Consider the following 19,301-nt stretch of genomic DNA (forward strand, 5'->3'; position numbering starts at 1 on the left):
CGTATGCGGCGATCGCGGCGGCCCCCGCGTACATCCCGGCATACGATGGAGGGCTATGTCCTCCCCCGTGATCTCCTATCCCCCGGAGCTGCCCGTCAGCGCGGCCAGGGACGAGATCGCCGACGCCGTCCGGGACCACCAGGTCGTCATCGTCGCGGGCGCGACGGGATCCGGCAAGACCACGCAGCTGCCGAAGATCGCCCTGGAGCTGGGACGCGAGCGCATCGCCCACACCCAGCCTCGCCGACTGGCCGCCCGCACGATCGCGGAGCGCGTCGCGGAGGAGCTGCAGGTCGAGCTCGGCACGCTCGTCGGCTACAAGGTGCGCTTCACCGACAAGGTGTCCGACGAGACCCGGATCGCGCTGATGACCGACGGGATCCTCCTCAACGAGATCCACCGCGACCGGCTGCTCACGCGCTACGACACGATCATCATCGACGAAGCCCACGAGCGCTCCCTCAACGTCGACTTCCTGCTCGGCTACCTCGCCCGCATCCTCCCGGAGCGTCCTGACCTCAAGGTGATCATCACCTCGGCCACGATCGACCCGGAGAGCTTCGCGCGACACTTCGCCGCCGCCGACGGCACCCCGGCGCCCGTCATCGAGGTGTCGGGGCGCACCTACCCCGTCGAGATCCGCTACCGTCCGCTCGTCGAGGAGAACGCGGAGGCTGACCCGGGCCCCGGCGACCCGGAGGACGAGGTGAGCGCGATCGTCGCGGCGCTGCGTGAACTGGACGGGGAGGCCCGCGGCGACGTCCTCGTCTTCCTGCCGGGCGAGGCGGAGATCCGGGACGCGGCCGACGCCGTGCGCGCCGCCTACGCGAAGGACCGTTCGCCCACCGAGGTCCTCCCCCTGTTCGGCCGGCTCTCCGCCGCAGAGCAGCACCGGGTGTTCGAGCGCAGCACCGTGGCCGGCGTCCGTCGCCGGGTCGTGCTCGCGACGAACGTCGCCGAGACGAGCCTCACGGTGCCCGGCATCAAGTACGTCATCGACACCGGCACGGCCCGCATCTCCCGCTACAGCAACCGCTCGAAGGTGCAGCGGCTGCCCATCGAGGCCATCTCGCAGGCGTCCGCGAATCAGCGCTCCGGCCGCGCCGGACGCACGAGCGACGGCATCGCGATCCGCCTCTACTCCGAGGAGGACTACGCGCGGCGTCCCGAGTTCACCGAACCGGAGATCCTGCGCACGTCCCTCGCCTCCGTCATCCTGCAGATGCTCGCTCTGGGCTTCGGAGACATCACCGCGTTCCCCTTCCTCACCCCGCCCGACTCCCGTGGCGTGAAGGCGGCCTTCGACCTGCTCACCGAGCTCGGCGCCGTTCGCCCGGCCCGCGGGCCGGAAGACGCCCCCCATCTCACCCGCATCGGACGCGACATCGCCCGCATGCCGATGGACCCGCGGTTCGCGCGGATGCTCATCGAGGCTCAGCGTCCCTCGACCGGCCCGGGGGGCCCGTCCGTGCTGCGGGACGTGCTCGCGATCGTCGCCGGGCTGTCCATCCAGGACGTCCGGGAGCGACCGGAGGAGCGCCGCGAGGAGGCCGACCGGCTGCACGCACGCTTCGTCGATCCGACGAGCGACTTCCTCACGCTCCTGAACCTCTGGAACCACCTCCGCGATCGGCAGCGCGAACTCGGCTCCAGCGCGTTCCGGCGGCTGTGCCGCAGCGAGCACCTCAACTACGTGCGGGTCCGCGAGTGGTTCGACGTGCACCGGCAGCTGCGGACCCTCGTGAAGAGCCCCGACCGCGGGGCGGAGCCGGGCGGCGCGGCCGATCCCGACGCCATCCACCGCGCGCTGCTGTCCGGCCTGCTGTCGCAGCTCGGCATCCTCGACGAGCGCACGGCGCCCGCGGGGAAGAGCCACGCGCCCGCGAAGGACGCCCGCCGCCGGATCACCGAGTACCGGGGCGCGCGGGGCATCCGGTTCTCGATCTTCCCGGGATCGGGGCTGCGCAAGAAGAGTCCCCGGGCGGTCATGGCCGCCGAGATCGTGGAGACCTCCCGCACCTTCGCCCGCACGGTCGCCGCGATCGACCCGGCCTGGGCCGAGCCCCTCGCCGGCGACCTCGCGAAGCGCCAGGTCACCGAGCCGCACTGGTCCAAGGACGCCGGCGCTGCCGTGGCGTTCGAGAAGGTCACCCTGTTCGGGGTCGAGATCATCCCGCGCCGTCGTGTGCAGTTCGCCCGCATCGACCGCGCCGCCTCGCGCGAGCTCTTTGTCCGCCATGCACTCGTCGAGGGCGAATGGGACCCCTCCCGCATCGACAAGCGGGTCAGCGCGTTCTGGCGCAGCAACGCCGAGCTCCGCCGCCGCCTGGAGAAGCTCGAGGAGCGTGAGCGGCGCCGCGACATCCTGGCCGGCGACGAGGCCGTCTTCCGCTTCTACGACGAGCGCATCCCCGCCGACGTGTTCGACGTGCGGTCGTTCGAGAAGTGGTGGCGCGAGGCGCTGACGACGACGCCGAAGCTGCTCGTGATGCGCGAGAGCGACCTCATCGACGACGAGGATCGCGCCGACCAGCGTGAGTTCCCGACCCGGTGGACGCAGGGCGACCAGGTGCTCGGCCTCGCCTACCGGTTCGAGCCGGGCGCCCCCGACGACGGCGTGAGCGTCGTGGTCCCGCTGCCGCTGCTCGCCCAGATCGAGGACCGCGGCTTCGACTGGCAGGTGCCAGGGCTCCGCGCCGAGCTCGTCACCGGACTGCTCCGAGCGCTGCCCAAGGCCATCCGGCGCCACGTGGTCCCCGCCGCCGACTGGGCGGAGAAGTTCGGGGCGGCGCTGGCCGACGAAGGGCCGGAGGTGCACGGTGGCCTGCCCCCGCGCACCCTCAAGGAGGCACTCGCCCGGCTCGTGCAGCCCCTGGCGAACCAGCTCGTGACGGCAGCCGACTTCGACGACGAACGGGTCCCGGCGCACCTGCGCATGAACTTCCGCGCCGTCGACGAGCGGGGACGCGTGGTCGGCTCGGGACGCGACCTCCCCGCGCTGCAGGCGCAGCTCTCCGACCGGGCGCGCACCAGCGTCGCCCGCTCCATCGCCCGCCCCGGGCGCGCGGAGGCACCGGGACCGCGCGGCGCGGAGCGCGTGGCCGCCGCGCCCGTCGAGCAGACCGGCCTGACGGCGTGGACGTTCGGCGACCTCCCGGCGGTCATCGACACGAAGGTCGCCGGCGGCGTGGTGCGCGGGTACCCCGCCATCGTCGACGCCGGCAAGAGCGTGTCGGTGCGGGTCGAGGCGACCCCCGACGCCGCAGCCGCCGCCACACGCGATGGCGTGCTGCGTCTCGTCCTGCTCGCGGTGCCGTCGCCGTCCTCGTACGTGCAGCAGCACCTCACAAGCCAGGAGAAACTCGCACTCGCCGCGTCACCGTACCCCTCAGCCGCCGCCCTCATCGAGGACTGCCGAGCCGCGGTCGCCCGTCGGGTGATCGATGCGTCGACGGGGGCCGCCGACGACCGGGATCGCGGCATCTTGCGCACCGAGGCCGAGTTCGCCCGCGTGCGGGACGCGGTGTCGGCCGTGCTCGTCGACGAGCTCTTCGCCTGCGTCTCGCTCGTCGCCCGCATCCTCACGAAGGCACGGGAGGTGGAGCGGGGCATCAAAGCGCAGAACTCCCTGTCGCTGCTCGGCCCACTGAACGACATCCGCACCCAGCTCTCCGGGCTCCTGCACCCGGGGTTCGTCGCGGCGGCGGGGGTCGACCGCCTCGCCCACTTCCCCCGGTACCTCGACGGCATGATCGAGCGGCTGAAGACCCTGGCGAACGAGCCGGGCAAGGACCGCGCACGGATGACCGAGTTCGAGCGCATGGCGGTGCTGTTCGCGGACGCCGGCGGCACGATCCCGCTCGCGCCCGACGCTCCCCCTGCGATCGTCGAGGTGCGCTGGCTGCTGGAGGAATACCGGGTCAGCGTCTTCGCCCAGCGCCTCGGGACCGCGCAGCCGGTGTCGCCGCAGCGGATCACCAAGGCGCTCGCGGGGAAGTGACCTCCGCCGGGTAGCCTGAGGGAATGACCCGCGCGATCGTCTACACCGAGTTCGGATCCCCCGCCGTCCTGCACCTCATGGAGGTGCCGGACCCTGTGCCCGTCCGCGGCGAGGCGCTCGTGCGCATCGAGGCGGCCGGCGCCAACCCCATCGACGCGAAGCTCCGCAGCGGCAAGCGTCCCTCTGCGCCGATCACCGAGCCGCGTCCGGTCGGGTTCGACGGCGCCGGGGTGATCGAGGTGCTGGGCGAGGGCGTGGACGGGTTGGAGGTCGGCGACCGCGTCGCGATCCGTGACACGCTCGGCACGTACGCCTCCGCCCTCGCGGTCGAGGCCGACAAGCTCGTGAAGCTCCCGGACGCCGTCACCGCGGCCGAGGGGGCAGCGATCGGCATCCCCGCTGGAACCGCCTATCAGTCCCTCCGCTCGCTCGGCGTGACGGCCGAGGACGTGCTTCTCGTCCACGCGGGTTCGGGTGCGGTCGGGCAGGCCGCCGTGCAGTTCGCGGTCGCCGGGGGCGCGACGGTGATCGCCACCGCGAGCCCCGCCCGGCACGACCAGCTCCGTGAGCTCGGCGCGATCCCCGTGGCCTACGGCGACGGCCTGCTTCACCGCGTCCGCGAGGCGGCCCCCTCCCCCGTGACCGTCGTCCTGGACTGCGCGGGCACTGACGAGGCGATCGAGACCTCCCTCGCCCTGGTTGCCGACCGCGACCGCATCGCGACCATCGTCCGCGGTCCCGACGCGGCCGACTTCGGCATCCGGGCGTTCTCCGGAGGCTCCCCCAAGCCGCTCACGCCGCAGGAGCTGGCGTGGCGCGCCGAAGCGCTGCAGAAGACGGTCGACCTGCTGGCGGCCGGCGACTTCACGATCGAGCTCGGTCCGGAGCTGCCTCTCGCCGAGGCGGCGCGGGCCCATGAGCTCATGGAGGCCGGCGCCGCCTCGGGGAAGATCATCCTCGTCCCCTGACCGCGAGGTCAGGCGGGAGCGACGGGCCGGCCGAGCGAGAGCATCAGCCGGTTCGCCCAGTTGAAGAAGGCCGCGCCGTGCACGACATCCGCGATCTCGAGGTCGTCCAGTCCGGCCGCACGGAGGCGCGCGATGTGCTCGGGACCGAACGCGCGGGGCGTATCGGTCAGCGCGACCGCGGCGGCCACGATCGCGTTCCAGCGCTCCCCGAGGTCCGCGTCCACGCCCTCAGCCAGGAGGGCGTCGACGTCCTCCGGTCGCTTGACGTGGTGCGCCGCGAACCGGGAGTGCACCGACGCGCAGAAGACGCAGCCGTTGCGGCGGGAGGCGGCCGTGGCCGCGAGCTCCCGCTCGGCGCGCGGCAGCCCCTCCGCGGTGTTGTAGAAGATGTCCTTGTCGACGAGGGTGCGGGCGCGCAGCACCTCCGGGTCGCGGGCGAGCAGCCGGAAGTACTCGTTCTTCGCCCGGGCGGCGTCGACGAGGCCGTCGAGGTGACGCGGGGTGAGATCCTCCTCCGCCAGCGGCGCGAGGTGCGGCGTCCAGCCGACCTCGGCGCGGGTGAAGGCGTCGGGATAGGGGGCGTCGTCGTGCCGGAGCACGGTGTCGGCGGCGGTCATGCGGCCTCCTCGTCGGTGTCGGTGTCGGTGTCTGTGGCGGTGGCGGTCAGCCCGGCGTCCTGGAGCACCCGCAGGCCGGTGACGACCCGCTGTTGGAAGGCGAGGAACGACACGAGCTGCGACAGCGTGACGATGCCGTCCGTCGACCAGCCGGCGTCGTGCAGGCGACCGAGGTCGCCGCCGGATGCCTCGCGGGGACGGAACACCAGCAGGTGCGTGTGCGCGAGAGCCGCCGCGAGACGCTCCCCCAGGGTCGCCGACGCCGCCTCGTCCGGCACGTACCGCGCGCCGTCGGTGCTCTCGGCCTCCAGTCCGCGTTCGGTGTAGGCGCCGAACGGTCCGGTGGTCGCGGCGGCCGCTGCCTCCCGGGCGACGATCACGGCGCGCTCCGGGTCGACCTCGCGGGCCCTCCCGGCGTAGAACTCCGCCGTGGGGTCGTCGGCACCGGCGAGCGCGGTCGCGAACGCCGCGATGAGCGCGCGCTCCGCGAGCGAGACGTGCGCCGCGGAGACCGGGTGGAAGAGCGCGTCGAAGCTCGCCTGGAGCTGCTCCCTGGTCACGGGACGGCGACGACGCAGCGCATCCAGCTCCGGCGTCACCCCCGTCAGCTGGTCGACGATATCGGCGGTCATGCGTTCTCCTTCACGGTGGGGGTAGTCGTGGACGTGCGGGTGGTCTCGGGGTCGGGCGGGGTCAGCGCGTAGCCGAGGGCCGGAGCGACCTCGGTCGCGAACAGCTCGATCGACCGCAGGACGTGAGCGTGCGGCGCGTCGACCGAGTGCACCTGGAACGCCACTTCGGTCGCGCGGCGCAGGGTCGTGTCGGCGGCGAGCGAGGCGGCGACCTCCTCGGGGGTGCCCAGATGCGTGTCGAGCGCGACGATGAGATCGTCGAGGTCGTCTCCGGGGATCGTCTGACCCTGCCGGCGGAAGCCCTCGGCCGCACGGCGCAGACCGACTTCGGCGAACCGCAGCGCCTCGGCACGGTCGTCCGCCACGAACACGGTGCGGGAGGCGGTGATCCGCGGCGTCGCGCCGGTGGGCAGCGCGTCGAGGTAGGCGTCGATGATGGGGTCCTGCAGAGCGGACAGCGGCGCGTGCAGGCGGCCGTCGGGGCGAGGTTGCGTGCGGGACAGCAGCAGCCCGTGGCCGTGGATGCCCGCCCGATGACCGCCGGGGGCCGAGAACGTCGCCTGCCAGATCCGCGCGGCCAGCGACCCCGCGTCCGGATACAGCGTGTTCCCCGCACCGATGTCCCGGCCTGCGAGAGCGTCGAGCAGGGCGCCGAGCTTGCGGTCGTAGGTGGGCCCCTTGTCGCGCACGTCCTCGCCGAAGGGAGCGAAGGATGACGGGGTGCCGCCGCTGCCGAGCCCGAGGTCGATCCGGCCGTCCGCGAGCAGGTCGGCCACCACCGCGTCCTCGGCCACGCGAACCGGGTCCTCGAGGGGCAGCGTGATGATCCCGGTGCCCAGCCGGATCCGTGCCGTGCGCGCCGCCGCGTGCGCGAGGAAGACGAGCGGCGAGGGCAGCCCGCCTTCCGCCGCTCGGAAGTGATGCTGCGCCACCCAGGCCCTTCCCACCCCGTGTCGTTCGGCATGCTGGATCTGCGCCAGCGCGAGGCGGTAGCGGTCGGCCGGGGACGCGTCGTCGAGGAGCCGGGTGAAGAACGCGACGGTGGGGCGGGGAGCGGTGGCACTCATGCAGTGATCTCCGTTCGGCCGGGAACCGCGGCCAGCAGCTCCCGGGTCTTCTCGTGCTGCGGATCGTGGAACAGTTCCTCGGTCGGCCCGTCCTCCACGACGCGCCCGCGGTGCATCACCGAGACGGTGTGGCTGATGCGGCGCACCACGGCGAGGTCGTGCGAGATGAAGAGGTAGGTGAGTCCGAGCTCGGCCTGGAGCGCGGAGAGCAGTTCGAGGATGCGCGCCTGCACCGTCACGTCCAGCGCCGACACGGCCTCGTCGAGCACGAGGATTTCGGGGTCGACGGCGAGCGCTCGCGCGATCGCGACCCGTTGCCGCTGTCCGCCCGAGAGCTCACCCGGCGTGCGGCGGGCGACGTCCGCGGGCAGCGCCACGCGTTCGAGCAGCGCGACCGCGCGGTCACGCCGCTCGGACCGGCCACCGATCCGGAAGTTGTGCAGCGGCTCGGCCACGATGTCGGCGATCTGCTGCCGCGGGTCGAGGGAGGCGAACGGGTTCTGGTACACGAGCTGGATGCGGCGGCGCAGCGCCCGCAGTCGCGCTCCCTCGACGGCCGTGGCATCCTCCCCCGCGAGCTCCACCGTCCCGGCATCAGGACGGAGGAAACGCGTGACCAGTCGCGCTGTCGTGGACTTGCCCGATCCGGACTCGCCGACCAGCGCATGGGTCGTGCCCCGCCGCACCCGGAAGGAGACGTCGTCGACCGCCCGGAAGCGCTCGCGTCCCGCCACCCGGAAGTCCTTGACGAGGCCCGCGGCCACGATCTCGTAGGGCTTCTCGGCGGCCACCGCCGCGGCGTCACGGAGGAACGGCGGCACGTCCGGGCGCCGGAAGCCGGTCGTGAAGGCGGGCGCGTCGGCGAGGAGCTGCCGCGTGTACGGGTCCTCCGGCTCCGCGAGCACCTGCGCACTCGGTCCCTGCTCCACGATCCGGCCGTCCTTCAGCACCGCGATCCGCGCCGCCCGGTCCGCGGCGACGCCGAGGTCGTGCGTCACGAGCAGGATGCTCGTGCCCTCCTCGCGCTGCAGTTCGTCCAGCAGGTCGAGCACCCGACGCTGCACCGTGGCGTCGAGGGCGCTCGTGGGCTCGTCGGCGATGAGCAGCCGCGGACGGAGGGCGATCGCGGTCGCGATGAGGACCCGCTGCCGCATGCCGCCGGAGAGCTCGTGCGGATACTGGCGAGCCCGCAGCTCGGGGTCGTCGAGTCCGACCCGGTCGAGCAGCTCCCGCACCCGGGCCTGACGGGACCGCCGGTCGCGATACCCATGCAGGCGCAGCACCTCCGCGACCTGCACGCCGACGGGGCGCACCGGGTCGAGCGATGTCGTCGGGTCCTGCGGCACCAGTCCGATCTCCGACCCGCGGATGCCGCGGAGCGCACGCTCGGACCAACCGGAGATGTCGAGGTCGCCGAGTCGGACGCGGCCGCCCTCGACCCGTCCGCCCTCCGGCAGGAGGCCGAGGAGAGCGTGGGCCGTGGTGGACTTGCCGGAGCCCGACTCGCCGACCAGGGCGAGGGTCTCCCCCTCGGCGATGGTGAAGGAGACGCCGTGCACGACCTCGCGGCCGGCGTACGAGACCCGCAGGTCCGTCGCGGTGAGGACGGAGGGGACGGGGCCGGAGGGGTGGCCAGTGTCATCGCGAGCTCCTTCCGAGGTGGTGGCTGATCGAGATCGCCACGGGCGAGGACGTGCGCTCGATCATCGCGAGCTCCTTCCGAGGCGGTGGCTGATGCGATTGGCGCTGAGCACGACGGCGACGACCACGAGACCGGGGAGCGCCGTGAGCCACCAGGCGGTCGCGATGTAGTTGCGTCCCTCGGCTATCAGCAACCCCCATTCGGGGGTGGGCGGCGGGGCCCCGTAGCCGAGGAACCCGAGGGTGGAGATGGCGAGGATCGCCGTACCGAACTGCAGCGCGGCGAGCGCGATGATCGGGGTGAGCGCGTTCGGGAGCACGTGCCGGCGCAGGACAGCGGCGAAGGTGCCGCCGCTGCCGAAGGCCGCCTCGACGTACTCTGTGCGCCGCACGCGCGCCACCTCCGCCCGCATGAGCCGGGCGAACGCGGCGACGCTGCCCAGACCGACGGCGATCGCCGCGTTCACCGTGCCGAATCCGAGCAGGATGATGACGGAGAGCGACAGCAGCAGCCCGGGGATCGCCAGCAGCACGTCGACGATCCGCATCAGCACGTCGTCCACGACGCCGCCGGTCGCGCCGGCGACGGCCCCGAGGAGCGTCCCCAGCGCGAGGCCGACCGTCACGGCGATGAGCGCCCCCGACAGGGAGTGCACCGCGCCGTGCACGACCCGGCCGAAGAGGTCGCGGCCGAGGGCGTCGGTCCCCGAACCAGTGCGCCGCGCTCGGTGGCAGGAGCTTGTCGGCGGGCACGCCCGTCAGCGGATCGCCCGGGGCGAAGACCGCGGGGCTCACCGCCCAGAGCACTGCCACCGCGACGACCGCGAGCGCCAGGTACAAACCCCAGGCACGCGAGCGCCCTCGCGGCCGAGATGCGGAGTGGGGTGCCGGGGCGGGCGGCGCGGGCAGCGCACCGGGCGTCTCGATCGACGTCTCCGCGATCACGGGAGCGGTCATGCGGGCACCTCCTGGGCGGTGGGGTGGACGGGGCGCGACCGGGCGACGCGCGCCGACCGACGCTGCCGCGGATCGATGAGCGGCGTGGCGAGGTCGACGGCGAAGCTGATGAGGACGAATCCCAGGGCCGACAGCAGCACGACCCCCTGCAGCACCGGGATGTCCTGGTTCGCGACGGCCTGCTCCGTGAGGCGCCCGATGCCGGTGCGGCCGAAGACCGTCTCGGTGACCACCGCACCTCCGACGAGCTCCCCGAACAGGACCCCCGCGATGGTGAGCGTCGGGACGGCGGCGTTGCGGGCGACCGATCGCGTGAGCACCCACGCCGGCGGCGCGCCCTTCGCCCGCACCACGGTCACGAACGGCTGCGCCTGCACCCGGTCGATGGATCGGACCAGGACCTGCGCGAGAGGCGCGGAGATCGGCACGGCGAGGGTGAGGACGGGCAGGATGAGCCCGCTGACGGGGTCGGCTCCCACGATCGGCACCCAGCCGAGTCCGAACGAGAACACCTGGATGAGGAGGATGCCGAGCCAGAACACCGGGACCGCGACGAACAGTCCCGGCACCTGCCGCAGACCGTCCCGCAGCCAGACGAACGGCGCGAGCGCGGAGAGCGCCGCGATCAGCACCGCGAGCACGACGGCGACCAGGAGCCCGAGCGCCGCGAGCAGCAGCGTGGCGGGCAGCGCTTCGGCGAGCATCGTCCGTACGGGCGTGCCGTACTGGGTCGAGTAGCCGAAGTCGCCCGCCAGGAAGCCGAGACCCGCGTGCAGGTACTGCTCCCCCCACGGCACGTCGGCACCGTAGGTGGCACGGATGTCGTCGAGCTGCTCCGGCGAGAGCCCCAGGCTCGGGTCGGAGAACTTGATGAGGATCGCGTCTCCCGGCAGCAGCTGCAGGAGGAAGAACGTCGCCGTGAAGGCCGCGATCAGCACGATCGCGGCCTGCCCGGCCCGTCGGAGGACGAAGATCATGGCGTCACCGCGGCCCTCAGTGCTCCGCGAGCCACACGCCGGAGAACGTGGGGCGCCCGACCGACTCGAACGCGACGCCGTGCACGTACGTCGCGGCGCCGTACACCTGCGGCTCCTCGAAGAGCGGGATGACGTACGCCTGTTCCGCGATGTAATCCTGCACGGCCTGCGAGGCGGCCACCCGCTTCTCCGCGTCGGGTTCGGAGGCGACGGCGAGCAGGAGCTCGTCGAGCGTCGTGTCCTGCGAGATGAGCACGTCGCGGTTCTTCGTGAAGTACTGGCTCTTGATCACGTCGAGGTCCGCACGGCCGACCATCGAGTGATAGAACCCCGTCTTCAGCGGATCGCGCGTGTCCTCCGCGTAGCTGCCCGCGTCGCCGGGCTTGACGGTGAGCTCGACGCCGACGGCCGCGAGCTGCTGCGCCACGAGCTCCAGGGTCTGCTTCGACAGCGGCTGCGGCTTGGCCTCGTAGACCGTGATCGACAGCCGCTCGCCGTCCTTCTCGCGGATGCCGTCGGCGCCGGGCTCCCAGCCGGCCTCGTCGAGCAGCGCCTCCGCCTTCTCCGGGTCGTGGGCGTAGTACGCGGATTCGTCCTTGTAGCCCGCAGCCTGGGAAGAGAGCACCGAGGTCGCGACCGGGTAGTTCTCCGTGAACAGAGTGTCGACGACCTCCTGCGCGTCGACCGCGGCGATGATCGCCTGGCGCACGCGGATGTCGGCCAGCAGCGGGTTCTCCGGCCGGAGGGCGATCGAGTTGTTCACGCCGCGGGTCTGCGGGGCGTACAGCGTGAAGCCGGCTCCTTCGACGCGGTCCTCGTCGAACGCCTGGACGTAGCGGACGTAGTCGGCCTGCCCCGCGAGCAGCGACCCGATGCGGACGGAGTCCTCGGGTGTGACGAGCACGTGGACCGCATCGAGGTACGGACGACCGTCGTTCGCGGCACTGTCCGGGCCCCAGGCGTAGTCGTCGCGGGCGGTGAGGGTGTACTCGGTGCCGAGCTTCTCGTCCGTGACGGTGAAGGGACCGGAACCGATGATCTCCTCCGCGTTGCCCGCGCCGAAGTCCTCGATCGTGCCGTCCAGCGTCTCCGGCGACAGCAAGCCCGAGTTGATGGTCGACGTCGCCTGCAAGAACCCGGGCGACGGCGCGCTGAAGCGGAAGGTCACGGTGTCCTGATCGACGACCTCGCTGCCCGCGTAGTTGTTGATCGCCTCCGAGACGGTGAGCCCGCGCTCCGCGTCGCCCAGGCCGTACGTGTCGAAGTTCTTCGCCACCGCCGCGGCGTCGACCGGCGTCCCGTCCGAGAACGTCACATCCGGGTTCAGCTCGAAGGTGTACTCCGTGGCGTCGTCGTTCACGGTCCACTCCGCCGCGATCCACGGCTCGATCTCGAGCGTCTCCGGGTTCTGCCAGGTGAGCCGCGCGGCGATGTTGTTGACGATGCCGCCGTTCGGGTAGAACCCGGCCTGCGGCGGGTACAGGTTCGTGTAGGCCTGGTGCTCCAGGTAGGTCAGGGTGCCGCCGGAGACCGGGTCTCCCGCATCCGCCGGAGTGTTTCCCGGGGTGGGCGAGGTCGCGCAGGCGGCGAGGCTGCCGGCCAGGACGAGGGGGATCGCGACGGCGGCGGTGCGGATGAGGCGGCGATTCATGTGGAGGTCTCCTCGGGTTCGGAAAGCGGGGTCTCGGGTTCAGAGCGGGGTCTCGGTGGTGATCACCGTAGGAAGCGGCGGGGCCCACGGGCGAGGCGGGGGACTCCGGCTGTCGCGAGACGACACCCGTGGTCACGCTCCGACATGCGACGTCACACGGAGGCGGTCGCGCAACGTCTCCGCGCGGGCACTCCGGGCGGCTTCCTCCGGGGTTCGGAGGAGGTCCCGACGACGGAGCTCGGGGACCGCGAGGCGCGTGAAGGCCTCGAACTGCGCGGGCTGGAACGCGGAGAGGACGTTGAAGCCGTCTGCGGCGCCCTCGTCGCGCCAGTGCTCGAAGTGGTCGGCGATCGCGCCGGCGTCGCCGACGACGAAGGCCGCCGGGACGGCGTGCGCGGCGATGAGGTGCCGCCAGGTCGGGGCGTCCTGCGTCCCCACCTGGAGCCCGGCGATCCGCGCGAGTCGTTCGACGAGCACCGCACCTCGCTCCCCCAGGCGTGCGGCCTCGGCGGCCGACACCCGGGCATCGAAGGGCGCGGCTCGCAGCGGGTCATCGGCGGCCACCTCCAGCGCGTCGGCCAGGGCGTCCACCGTGCGGTTCGACGGGAAGCCGACACGACCCCGCTGCGACTCCTCCGCGAGCGGCACGAGCTCCAGCAGCCGCCGCACGATCCGGTGGGCGGCGGCGTCGGACTCCGCGACCACGGGGAGCACGGGGGCGATGACCTTCAGTTCCTCCGCGGGGCGGCCCGCATCCGCGGCGATCTCCCGCAGCAGGCGCCGCGCGGCCACGGCATCGGCGAGGGTCGGGGCCGCGATGAGGGCGAGGTCGGCGGCCGTCGCGGCGAGCGCGCGCGACCGCGACGAGGTGCCCGCGTGCACGATCGGGATGCGCCCCTGGGGCGGACGGGCGACGTTGAGCGGGCCGCTGACGCGCACGTGCGCGCCGTCGACGGCAGCGGGCCGCAGGCCGCCCGGATCGATGAGCACGCCGTGCTCGGCGTCGGCGATCCAGGCGTCCTCGTCCCAGGAGTCCCAGAGCCGGCGCAGAGCGGCGACGAACTCCTCCGCGCGGTCGTAGCGCGTCTCGGTGTCGGCGTGAGCGTCACGGCCGTGGTTGCCTGCGGCGCGCGGTTCGGCGCCGGTGACGAGATTGATGCCCGCCCGGCCCTGCGTGAGCACGTCGAGGGAGGCGAGCGCTCTCGCCGTGGCGTACGGATCGGCATACGTGGTGTTGACTGTCGCGATGAGCCCGATCCGCGAGGTCACACCGGCGAGGAAGAGGACCGCGCTCAGCGGATCGATGCGGGCGAGCAGGTAGGGGTCGCGGAACTCCAGATCGGGCCCCGTCGCGAGCCAGTCGCCGAAGAAGAGGTAGTCCAGCCCCGCCTCCTCCCCCTCCCTCGCGATGCGGCGGAGGATGGCGGCGTCGCCTGCGGGGTCGCGGTGGGCTCCGGGGTACCGCCAGCCCGAGGGGTAGGCGCCGAGGGTGCGCACCATCGCGCCGATCACGAGAGGTTCCGTCATTCCGCCACGGTATGGTCGCGGGCGGCGCCCCGGCGACGACGACGCTGCCGGAGGTCACGGGATGTCACAGACGGTCATACGCCCCACCCTCTACGCTGAGAGGATGACTGGACTTCGTTGGGGAATCCTCGCGACCGGCGGTATCGCCGGCGCCTTCGCATCCGATCTGCGCACGGCCGGGCTCGACCTGGTCGCGGTGGGCTCGCGCTCCCAGGAGTCGGCCGACGCGTTCGCGGCCCGCTTCGACATCGGGCACGCGCATCCGTCGTACGAGTCCCTGGTCTCGGATCCCGACGTGGACATCGTCTACGTCTCGACCCCGCACCCGATGCATCACGAGAACGCCAGGCTGGCACTGGAGCACGGCAAGCACGTGCTCGTGGAGAAGGCGTTCACCCTCAACAGGGAGCAGGCGGAAGACCTCCAGCGGCTCGCCGCCGAGCGCGGACTGCTCGTCATGGAGGCGATGTGGACGCGGTACCTGCCGCACATGGTCCGTATCCGCGAACTCATCGCCGAGGGCGCGCTGGGCGAGATCCGCACGGTGAGCGCCGACCACACGCAGCAACTGCCCACCGACCCCGCGCACCGGCTGAACGCGCTCGAACTGGGCGGTGGAGCTCTGCTCGACCTCGGCATCTACCCGATCTCGTTCATCTGGGACGTCCTGGGGGCGCCGACCACCATCCGCGCGGTGGGACGCCTCGTCGAGACGGGCGCCGACTCCGAGGTCGCCACGGTCATGACGCACGAGGGCGGGGCCGTCTCCACGAGTCTGTCCTCCTCGCGCGGAGCCGGGCCCAACGTCGCCAGCATCGTGGGCACCGAGGCCCGCATCGACATCGACCGGGTCTGGTATTCCCCCACGACCTTCCGCCTCGTGCTGCCCGACGGCACCGTGCAGGAGGAGTACATCTCATCCATCGAGGGCCGCGGCATGCAGTACCAGGCGTTCGCCGCCGAACGCCTCGTCCGCGAGGGGATCCTCGAGGGCGACATCCTTCCGATCGCGGAGAGCGTCGCGATCATGGGCGCCCTGGACGAGATCCGCGCGCAGATCGGTGTGCGGTATCCCGGCGAGGATGACGACCGTGGCTGAGACGACCGACGCCCGCGTGGCGGTCTACCTCGACTTCGACAACATCGTCATCTCCTGGTACGACCGGGTCCACGGCCGCAACTCCTATGGCAAGGACCGCCAGCGCATCACGGAGAACCCGAACGATCCCGAGGTCGCCGAGCGGCTGAACCGCGCCATGATCGAGGTCGGCGCGATCATCGACTACGCCGCGTCCTTCGGCACCCTCGTGCTGACGAGGGCGTACGCGGACTGGTCGTCGCCGGTCAACGCCGAGTACCGGTCCCAGCTCGTGGCGCGCGCGGTGGACCTCGTGCAGCTCTTCCCCGCCGCGGCGTACGCCAAGAACGGCGCCGACATCCGGCTCGCCGTCGACGCGGTCGAGGACATGTTCCGTCTTCCCGATCTGACCCACGTCGTCATCGTGGCGGGGGACAGCGACTACGTCCCGCTCGCCCAGCGCTGCAAGCGCCTCGGTCGCTACGTGATCGGGGTGGGCGTGGCCGGGTCGACGGCGAAGTCCCTCGCGGCCGCCTGCGACGAGTTCGAGTCGTACGACTCGCTCCCCGGCGTGGCGCGTCCGGCCACGGTGTCACAGCCCGTGGTCGCTGCGGTGGTCGAAACCCCGGCGGAGCCATCTACCGCGGCGGCTGCCGAGCCGGGTACCACGAAGCCCAAGACCGCGTCGAAGTCGCGCGCGAAAGCCAGGGCCAAGGTCACCGCCGAGGAACCCAAGGTCGAGGAGAAGATCGACGACCAGGGCGAGGCCACGCGGCTCCTGGAGCGGGCGCTCCGTCTCGGCCACGACAAGGCGGGTGCCGACGAGTGGCTGCACAGTTCCGCGGTCAAGACGCACATGCGCCGGATGGACCCGTCGTTCAGCGAGAAGGCCCTCGGCTACCGGTCGTTCTCCGACTTCCTGAAGTCGCGCGACGACATCGCCGAGCTCGAGGAGACGGGGCACGAGCGCCTCGTCCGCCTGCGCGAGCCCTGAGCATGGCGGGAGAACAGCGATCCCGTCACTGGTGACGGAACGCCGCGTCGAACGCGGCCGCGGGCTGCGGCCAGAGCAGGGAGCGCACGAAGCCGAGCGCCTCGGGCGCACCGTGCAGGCGATCCATGCCGGCGTCCTCCCACTCGATCGAGATCGGGCCGTCATAGCCGATCGCATCGAGGGCCCGGAATGCGTCCTCCCACGGCACGTCGCCGTGGCCGGTGGAGACGAAGTCCCAGCCACGCCGGGGGTCTCCCCAGGGGAGGTGCGAGCCGAGCACCCCGGCACGACCGTTCCGTGGCCGCAGGCGGGTGTCCTTGCAGTCGACGTGGTAGATCCGGTCCGCGAAGTCGACGATGAAGCCGACGGGGTCGATGTTCTGCCACATCATGTGCGAGGGGTCCCAGTTGAAGCCGAACGCCTCGCGATGGTCGATCGCGTCGAGGGCACGCACGCTCGACCAGTAGTCGTACGCGATCTCCCCCGGGTGGACCTCGTGGGCGAACCGCACCCCCTCCGCGTCGAACACGTCGAGGATCGGATTCCACCTGTCCGCGAAGTCCTGGAAGCCCTGCGCGATCACCGCCTCGGGCACGGGCGGGAACATCGCGACATAGGGCCAGATCGACGACCCGGTGAAGCCGACGACGGTGTCGACACCCAGCCTCCTGGCCACGCGCGCCGCACGCTTCATGTCGTCCGCTGCCCGTTGCCGCACGCCCTCGGCCTTACCGTCGCCCCACACGTACGGCCGCAGGATCCCCTCATGCCGGAAGTCGATGGGGTCGTCACAGACCGCCTGACCGGCGAGGTGGTTGGAGATGGCGAACACCTGCAGGCCGTGCCGATCGAGGATCTCGCGGCGGGAGGCGACGTACGCGTCGTCCTCGTCCGCCCGGCGGAGGTCGAGGTGGTCGCCGGACGCGGCGATCTCCAGCCCGTCATACCCCCACTCGGCGGCGAGGCGGGCCACTTCCTCGAACGGCAGATCGGCCCACTGGCCGGTGAACAGGGTGACCGGGTGAGTGCTCATGGCTGCTCCTTCGTTCGAGGGATGGGGGTCAGGCGCCGAGGGCCCGGAGGTGCGCGATGCTGCGGGCGGCGAGGTCGTCCTGGCTGGTGGCGAGCGGGCGCCACACGGAGGCCGCGACGGCGATCGTGGCGTTCTCGCCGGTGAAGCTCTCCAGCCCCAGGGTTCCGCGATAGCCGGCGTCGTCGAGCGCGCGGAGCATCTCCAGCCAGTCGGTGTGATCGTCACCCACCGCGCCGCGGTCGCTGCCGCACACCTGCACGTGCGCGATGGCGGCGCCGGCCGCCCGGACCGCGTCCGCGGGGCGCTTCTCCTCGATGTTGAGGTGATAGGTGTCGAGGGCGAGCCCCACACCGGCGCCGAGCAGCGGCGCGAGCGCGTCCAGGCTCTGCGCCACCGTGTTCAGAACGCTGGTCTCATAACGGTTGAGCGGCTCGACGGCCAGGATCAGCCCCCGATCGGCGGCCTCTCGCGCCAGCGGCGCGAGGTTCTCCCGCAGTTCGTCGGTCACCTCCGCCCGCTCCGCCTCGCTCATGCGCCAGGTGACGCCGGTCGGCGCGTAGAACGGCCCGGCGACGACGGAGGCGCCGAGCACGGCCGCGGCATCCAGGCAGTCGCGCAAGTAGTCCTGAGTGGCGGTGACGTCTCCGGCGCGCGCGATCAGGGAGCGGCCAGGCCCCATCGCGCCGACCACGACCGCACCCATGCCGAGATCGTCCAGGACCGCGCGCGCCCGGAGCGGATCCCAGTCCCCGACGCCCTCCAGGGGCAGCTCCAGGGCGTCGTATCCCATCCGGGCAGCCGCGCGGGCGAGAGGTTCCACGGCGTCGTCGGTCAGCGGAGACGTCCAGACCCAGGTGTTGACGGCGATCGTGCGGGGCATCGTTGTCCTTGTGATCGTGCGGGAGCTCCCACCCTCCCACGGCACGTGGCGCAGCGGAAGGGCGGGAGCGCACCGGGCTTACGGGATCTGACGCTCCTGCCACACCGTCGGGTAGCCGGGAAGGTCCTCGCCGCCGAACTTGGCGTAGTGGCCGTCCGGCATCCCCTCGTTCGCCGCCAGGTAGTCGTCCAGTTCCGCCTCGGTGATCGGCTTCTGCGGGAGCACCCACTCCTTCGGCACCTCTTCACCCGCGAAGATCATCTGCGCGGCGAGGAGCGGGGTGCGCCACTGGAAGTTCGAGTACACCGGAGCGAGGCCGGTGAGGCCGGTGTCCTTCCACTTGCGCAGGAAGCTCATCTCGTCCTCGCCCGTCATGACGGGGTAGTCGGCTCCGGCATCCTCGAAGGCCTCGATGGCGGCGACGGCGCCGTCACCGGCGTCCATCCAGATGCCCTGCACGTCGCCCTTGGCGAGCTCGTCGCTGATGATGCTCTTGATCTCGGCCGGGTCGGCACCGGTGAAGTGGTCGACGGCCTCGATCCCGGCCTCCTCGAACAGCTTCTCGGCACCGGCCCAGCGGTGCTCCAGCACGTCGACGCCGGGGAGGATCCGCAGGGCCACGACCTTGTCGCCCTCCTCGAGGTTGTCGATGAGGAACTCGGCGGTGTCGATGCCCCAGGCGAAGCCGCCGATCGGGTGGATGAAGGTGACCGGGCAGTCGGTGTTGACGCCGCGGTCGAACACGATCACCGGCTTGCCCGTCTCACAGGCCCGCTCGACCGCGGGGGTCATCGCCGCCGTGCTGTTCGGCGAGATGAGGAAGACGTCGCAGTTCCCTTCGGAGATGAAGTAGTCGATGTCGGCGATCTGGGTGTCGTCGGAGTCCTGCGCATCGCGGGTCTCCATCTCGCTGATCGCGCCCGACTCCTGCAGGACCTTGAGCTGCTCGTTCATCGTGATCCAGCCCGTCTGCCGCCACGGGTTCGAGATCGACGCGTTCGCGAAGCAGGCCTTCTTGGCCCCCTCGCTGGCGAACTCCGACGTGTCGACCATCTCGGCGTTGATGTGCTGGAGGTACGGCTGGTCCGCGGGCCCTTGCGGCTCCACGCCGCGCTCCTCGTCCTGTTTGTCGAAGAGCTCCTGGTCGAACCATTCCGTGGTCTCGGCCGACTCCGCGGGATCCTCCGACTCCGCGGGCGCCACGGACGGGTCGGTCGTGCACCCGGCGAGCGCGATGAGGCCGAAGAGAGCCACCCCTGCGGTGGCGATCTTCATTGAT

General features: G+C 71.9%; 14 protein-coding genes and 1 pseudogene. 4 read left to right on the plus strand and 11 right to left on the minus strand.

The window, feature by feature from the left end; genetic code table 11:
- Nucleotides 1-55: 55 nt before the first annotated feature.
- Both hrpA and FY549_RS16115 read left to right on the plus strand, forming a co-directional pair.
- Nucleotides 56-4,000 (plus strand): ATP-dependent RNA helicase HrpA, encoded by a 3,945-nt coding sequence (gene hrpA / locus FY549_RS16110; RefSeq protein ID WP_149085874.1) that lies wholly within the window; start codon nucleotides 56-58, stop codon nucleotides 3,998-4,000.
- Nucleotides 4,001-4,023: 23 nt separating this feature from the next.
- Nucleotides 4,024-4,968: a zinc-binding alcohol dehydrogenase family protein gene (locus tag FY549_RS16115; RefSeq protein WP_149085875.1), complete on the plus strand. Its 945-nt coding sequence runs from the start codon at nucleotides 4,024-4,026 to the stop codon at nucleotides 4,966-4,968.
- 8 nt (nucleotides 4,969-4,976) lie between these two features.
- Here FY549_RS16115 and FY549_RS16120 read toward each other — a convergent pair whose 3' ends face one another.
- The 8 genes and pseudogenes from FY549_RS16120 to FY549_RS16155 all read right to left on the minus strand — a co-directional run bounded on the left by FY549_RS16120 (nucleotide 4,977) and on the right by FY549_RS16155 (nucleotide 14,037).
- Nucleotides 4,977-5,585 (minus strand): alkylhydroperoxidase domain protein, encoded by a 609-nt coding sequence (locus FY549_RS16120; RefSeq protein WP_149085876.1) that lies wholly within the window; start codon nucleotides 5,583-5,585, stop codon nucleotides 4,977-4,979.
- Nucleotides 5,582-6,217, minus strand: coding sequence for a CMD domain protein (locus tag FY549_RS16125; protein WP_149085877.1), 636 nt, complete (start codon nucleotides 6,215-6,217; stop codon nucleotides 5,582-5,584). The genes FY549_RS16120 and FY549_RS16125 overlap by 4 nt, the downstream gene beginning before the upstream one ends.
- A complete protein-coding gene (locus tag FY549_RS16130) occupies nucleotides 6,214-7,284 on the minus strand; it encodes a putative FMN-dependent luciferase-like monooxygenase (protein ID WP_149085878.1) in 1,071 nt (356 codons plus the stop codon). The genes FY549_RS16125 and FY549_RS16130 overlap by 4 nt, the downstream gene beginning before the upstream one ends.
- The gene (locus FY549_RS16135) at nucleotides 7,281-8,873 is read right to left on the minus strand and encodes a dipeptide ABC transporter ATP-binding protein (protein ID WP_149085879.1); all 1,593 of its coding nucleotides are present in this window, start codon (nucleotides 8,871-8,873) and stop codon (nucleotides 7,281-7,283) included. Before FY549_RS16135 ends, FY549_RS16130 begins: the two co-directional genes overlap by 4 nt.
- Nucleotides 8,874-8,987: 114 nt before the next feature.
- Nucleotides 8,988-9,882: pseudogene (locus FY549_RS16140) on the minus strand (ABC transporter permease).
- Nucleotides 9,879-10,859: an ABC transporter permease gene (locus FY549_RS16145; protein WP_149085880.1), complete on the minus strand. Its 981-nt coding sequence runs from the start codon at nucleotides 10,857-10,859 to the stop codon at nucleotides 9,879-9,881. Before FY549_RS16145 ends, FY549_RS16140 begins: the two are co-directional and overlap by 4 nt.
- 16 nt (nucleotides 10,860-10,875) lie before the next feature.
- The gene (locus FY549_RS16150) at nucleotides 10,876-12,510 is read right to left on the minus strand and encodes a TIGR04028 family ABC transporter substrate-binding protein (protein WP_149085881.1); all 1,635 of its coding nucleotides are present in this window, start codon (nucleotides 12,508-12,510) and stop codon (nucleotides 10,876-10,878) included.
- Nucleotides 12,511-12,642: 132 nt separating this feature from the next.
- Nucleotides 12,643-14,037 carry an NtaA/DmoA family FMN-dependent monooxygenase gene (locus FY549_RS16155; protein WP_149085882.1) on the minus strand — a complete coding sequence of 465 codons (1,395 nt, stop codon included), beginning with the start codon at nucleotides 14,035-14,037 and terminating at the stop codon, nucleotides 12,643-12,645.
- A 103-nt stretch (nucleotides 14,038-14,140) separates the two neighbouring features.
- Here FY549_RS16155 and FY549_RS16160 point away from each other — a divergent pair, with 103 nt between their 5' ends.
- On the plus strand, nucleotides 14,141-15,136 hold the full coding sequence (locus tag FY549_RS16160; RefSeq protein WP_149085883.1) for a Gfo/Idh/MocA family protein: 996 nt from the start codon (nucleotides 14,141-14,143) through the stop codon (nucleotides 15,134-15,136).
- On the plus strand, nucleotides 15,129-16,109 hold the full coding sequence (locus FY549_RS16165; protein WP_149085884.1) for an NYN domain-containing protein: 981 nt from the start codon (nucleotides 15,129-15,131) through the stop codon (nucleotides 16,107-16,109). Before FY549_RS16160 ends, FY549_RS16165 begins: the two co-directional genes overlap by 8 nt.
- 25 nt (nucleotides 16,110-16,134) lie before the next feature.
- Here FY549_RS16165 and FY549_RS16170 read toward each other — a convergent pair whose 3' ends face one another.
- The 3 genes from FY549_RS16170 to FY549_RS16180 form a co-directional block, all read right to left on the minus strand.
- Nucleotides 16,135-17,142, minus strand: a complete 1,008-nt coding sequence (locus tag FY549_RS16170) for a sugar phosphate isomerase/epimerase family protein (RefSeq protein ID WP_149085885.1) — start codon at nucleotides 17,140-17,142, stop codon at nucleotides 16,135-16,137.
- 28 nt (nucleotides 17,143-17,170) lie between these two features.
- Nucleotides 17,171-18,022 carry a sugar phosphate isomerase/epimerase family protein gene (locus FY549_RS16175; RefSeq protein WP_149085886.1) on the minus strand — a complete coding sequence of 284 codons (852 nt, stop codon included), beginning with the start codon at nucleotides 18,020-18,022 and terminating at the stop codon, nucleotides 17,171-17,173.
- A gap of 78 nt (nucleotides 18,023-18,100) precedes the next feature.
- Nucleotides 18,101-19,297 (minus strand): substrate-binding domain-containing protein, encoded by a 1,197-nt coding sequence (locus FY549_RS16180; protein WP_374114501.1) that lies wholly within the window; start codon nucleotides 19,295-19,297, stop codon nucleotides 18,101-18,103.
- Nucleotides 19,298-19,301 lie beyond the last annotated feature (4 nt).

It is taken from the genome of Microbacterium sp. 1S1, from assembly GCF_008271365.1.
In the GTDB taxonomy this organism is placed as follows: domain Bacteria; phylum Actinomycetota; class Actinomycetes; order Actinomycetales; family Microbacteriaceae; genus Microbacterium.

What these genes read in the sequence shown, in the direction of transcription:
- FY549_RS16170 (WP_149085885.1), bottom strand. Translation starts at nt 17,142, where the DNA reads ATGAGCACTCACCCGGTCACCCTGTTCACCGGCCAGTGGGCCGATCTG.
- FY549_RS16145 (WP_149085880.1), bottom strand. Translation starts at nt 10,859, where the DNA reads ATGATCTTCGTCCTCCGACGGGCCGGGCAGGCCGCGATCGTGCTGATC.
- hrpA (WP_149085874.1), top strand. Translation starts at nt 56, where the DNA reads ATGTCCTCCCCCGTGATCTCCTATCCCCCGGAGCTGCCCGTCAGCGCG.
- FY549_RS16150 (WP_149085881.1), bottom strand. Translation starts at nt 12,510, where the DNA reads ATGAATCGCCGCCTCATCCGCACCGCCGCCGTCGCGATCCCCCTCGTC.
- FY549_RS16160 (WP_149085883.1), top strand. Translation starts at nt 14,141, where the DNA reads ATGACTGGACTTCGTTGGGGAATCCTCGCGACCGGCGGTATCGCCGGC.
- FY549_RS16120 (WP_149085876.1), bottom strand. Translation starts at nt 5,585, where the DNA reads ATGACCGCCGCCGACACCGTGCTCCGGCACGACGACGCCCCCTATCCC.
- FY549_RS16155 (WP_149085882.1), bottom strand. Translation starts at nt 14,037, where the DNA reads ATGACGGAACCTCTCGTGATCGGCGCGATGGTGCGCACCCTCGGCGCC.
- FY549_RS16125 (WP_149085877.1), bottom strand. Translation starts at nt 6,217, where the DNA reads ATGACCGCCGATATCGTCGACCAGCTGACGGGGGTGACGCCGGAGCTG.
- FY549_RS16180 (WP_374114501.1), bottom strand. Translation starts at nt 19,297, where the DNA reads ATGAAGATCGCCACCGCAGGGGTGGCTCTCTTCGGCCTCATCGCGCTC.
- FY549_RS16175 (WP_149085886.1), bottom strand. Translation starts at nt 18,022, where the DNA reads ATGCCCCGCACGATCGCCGTCAACACCTGGGTCTGGACGTCTCCGCTG.
- FY549_RS16115 (WP_149085875.1), top strand. Translation starts at nt 4,024, where the DNA reads ATGACCCGCGCGATCGTCTACACCGAGTTCGGATCCCCCGCCGTCCTG.
- FY549_RS16130 (WP_149085878.1), bottom strand. Translation starts at nt 7,284, where the DNA reads ATGAGTGCCACCGCTCCCCGCCCCACCGTCGCGTTCTTCACCCGGCTC.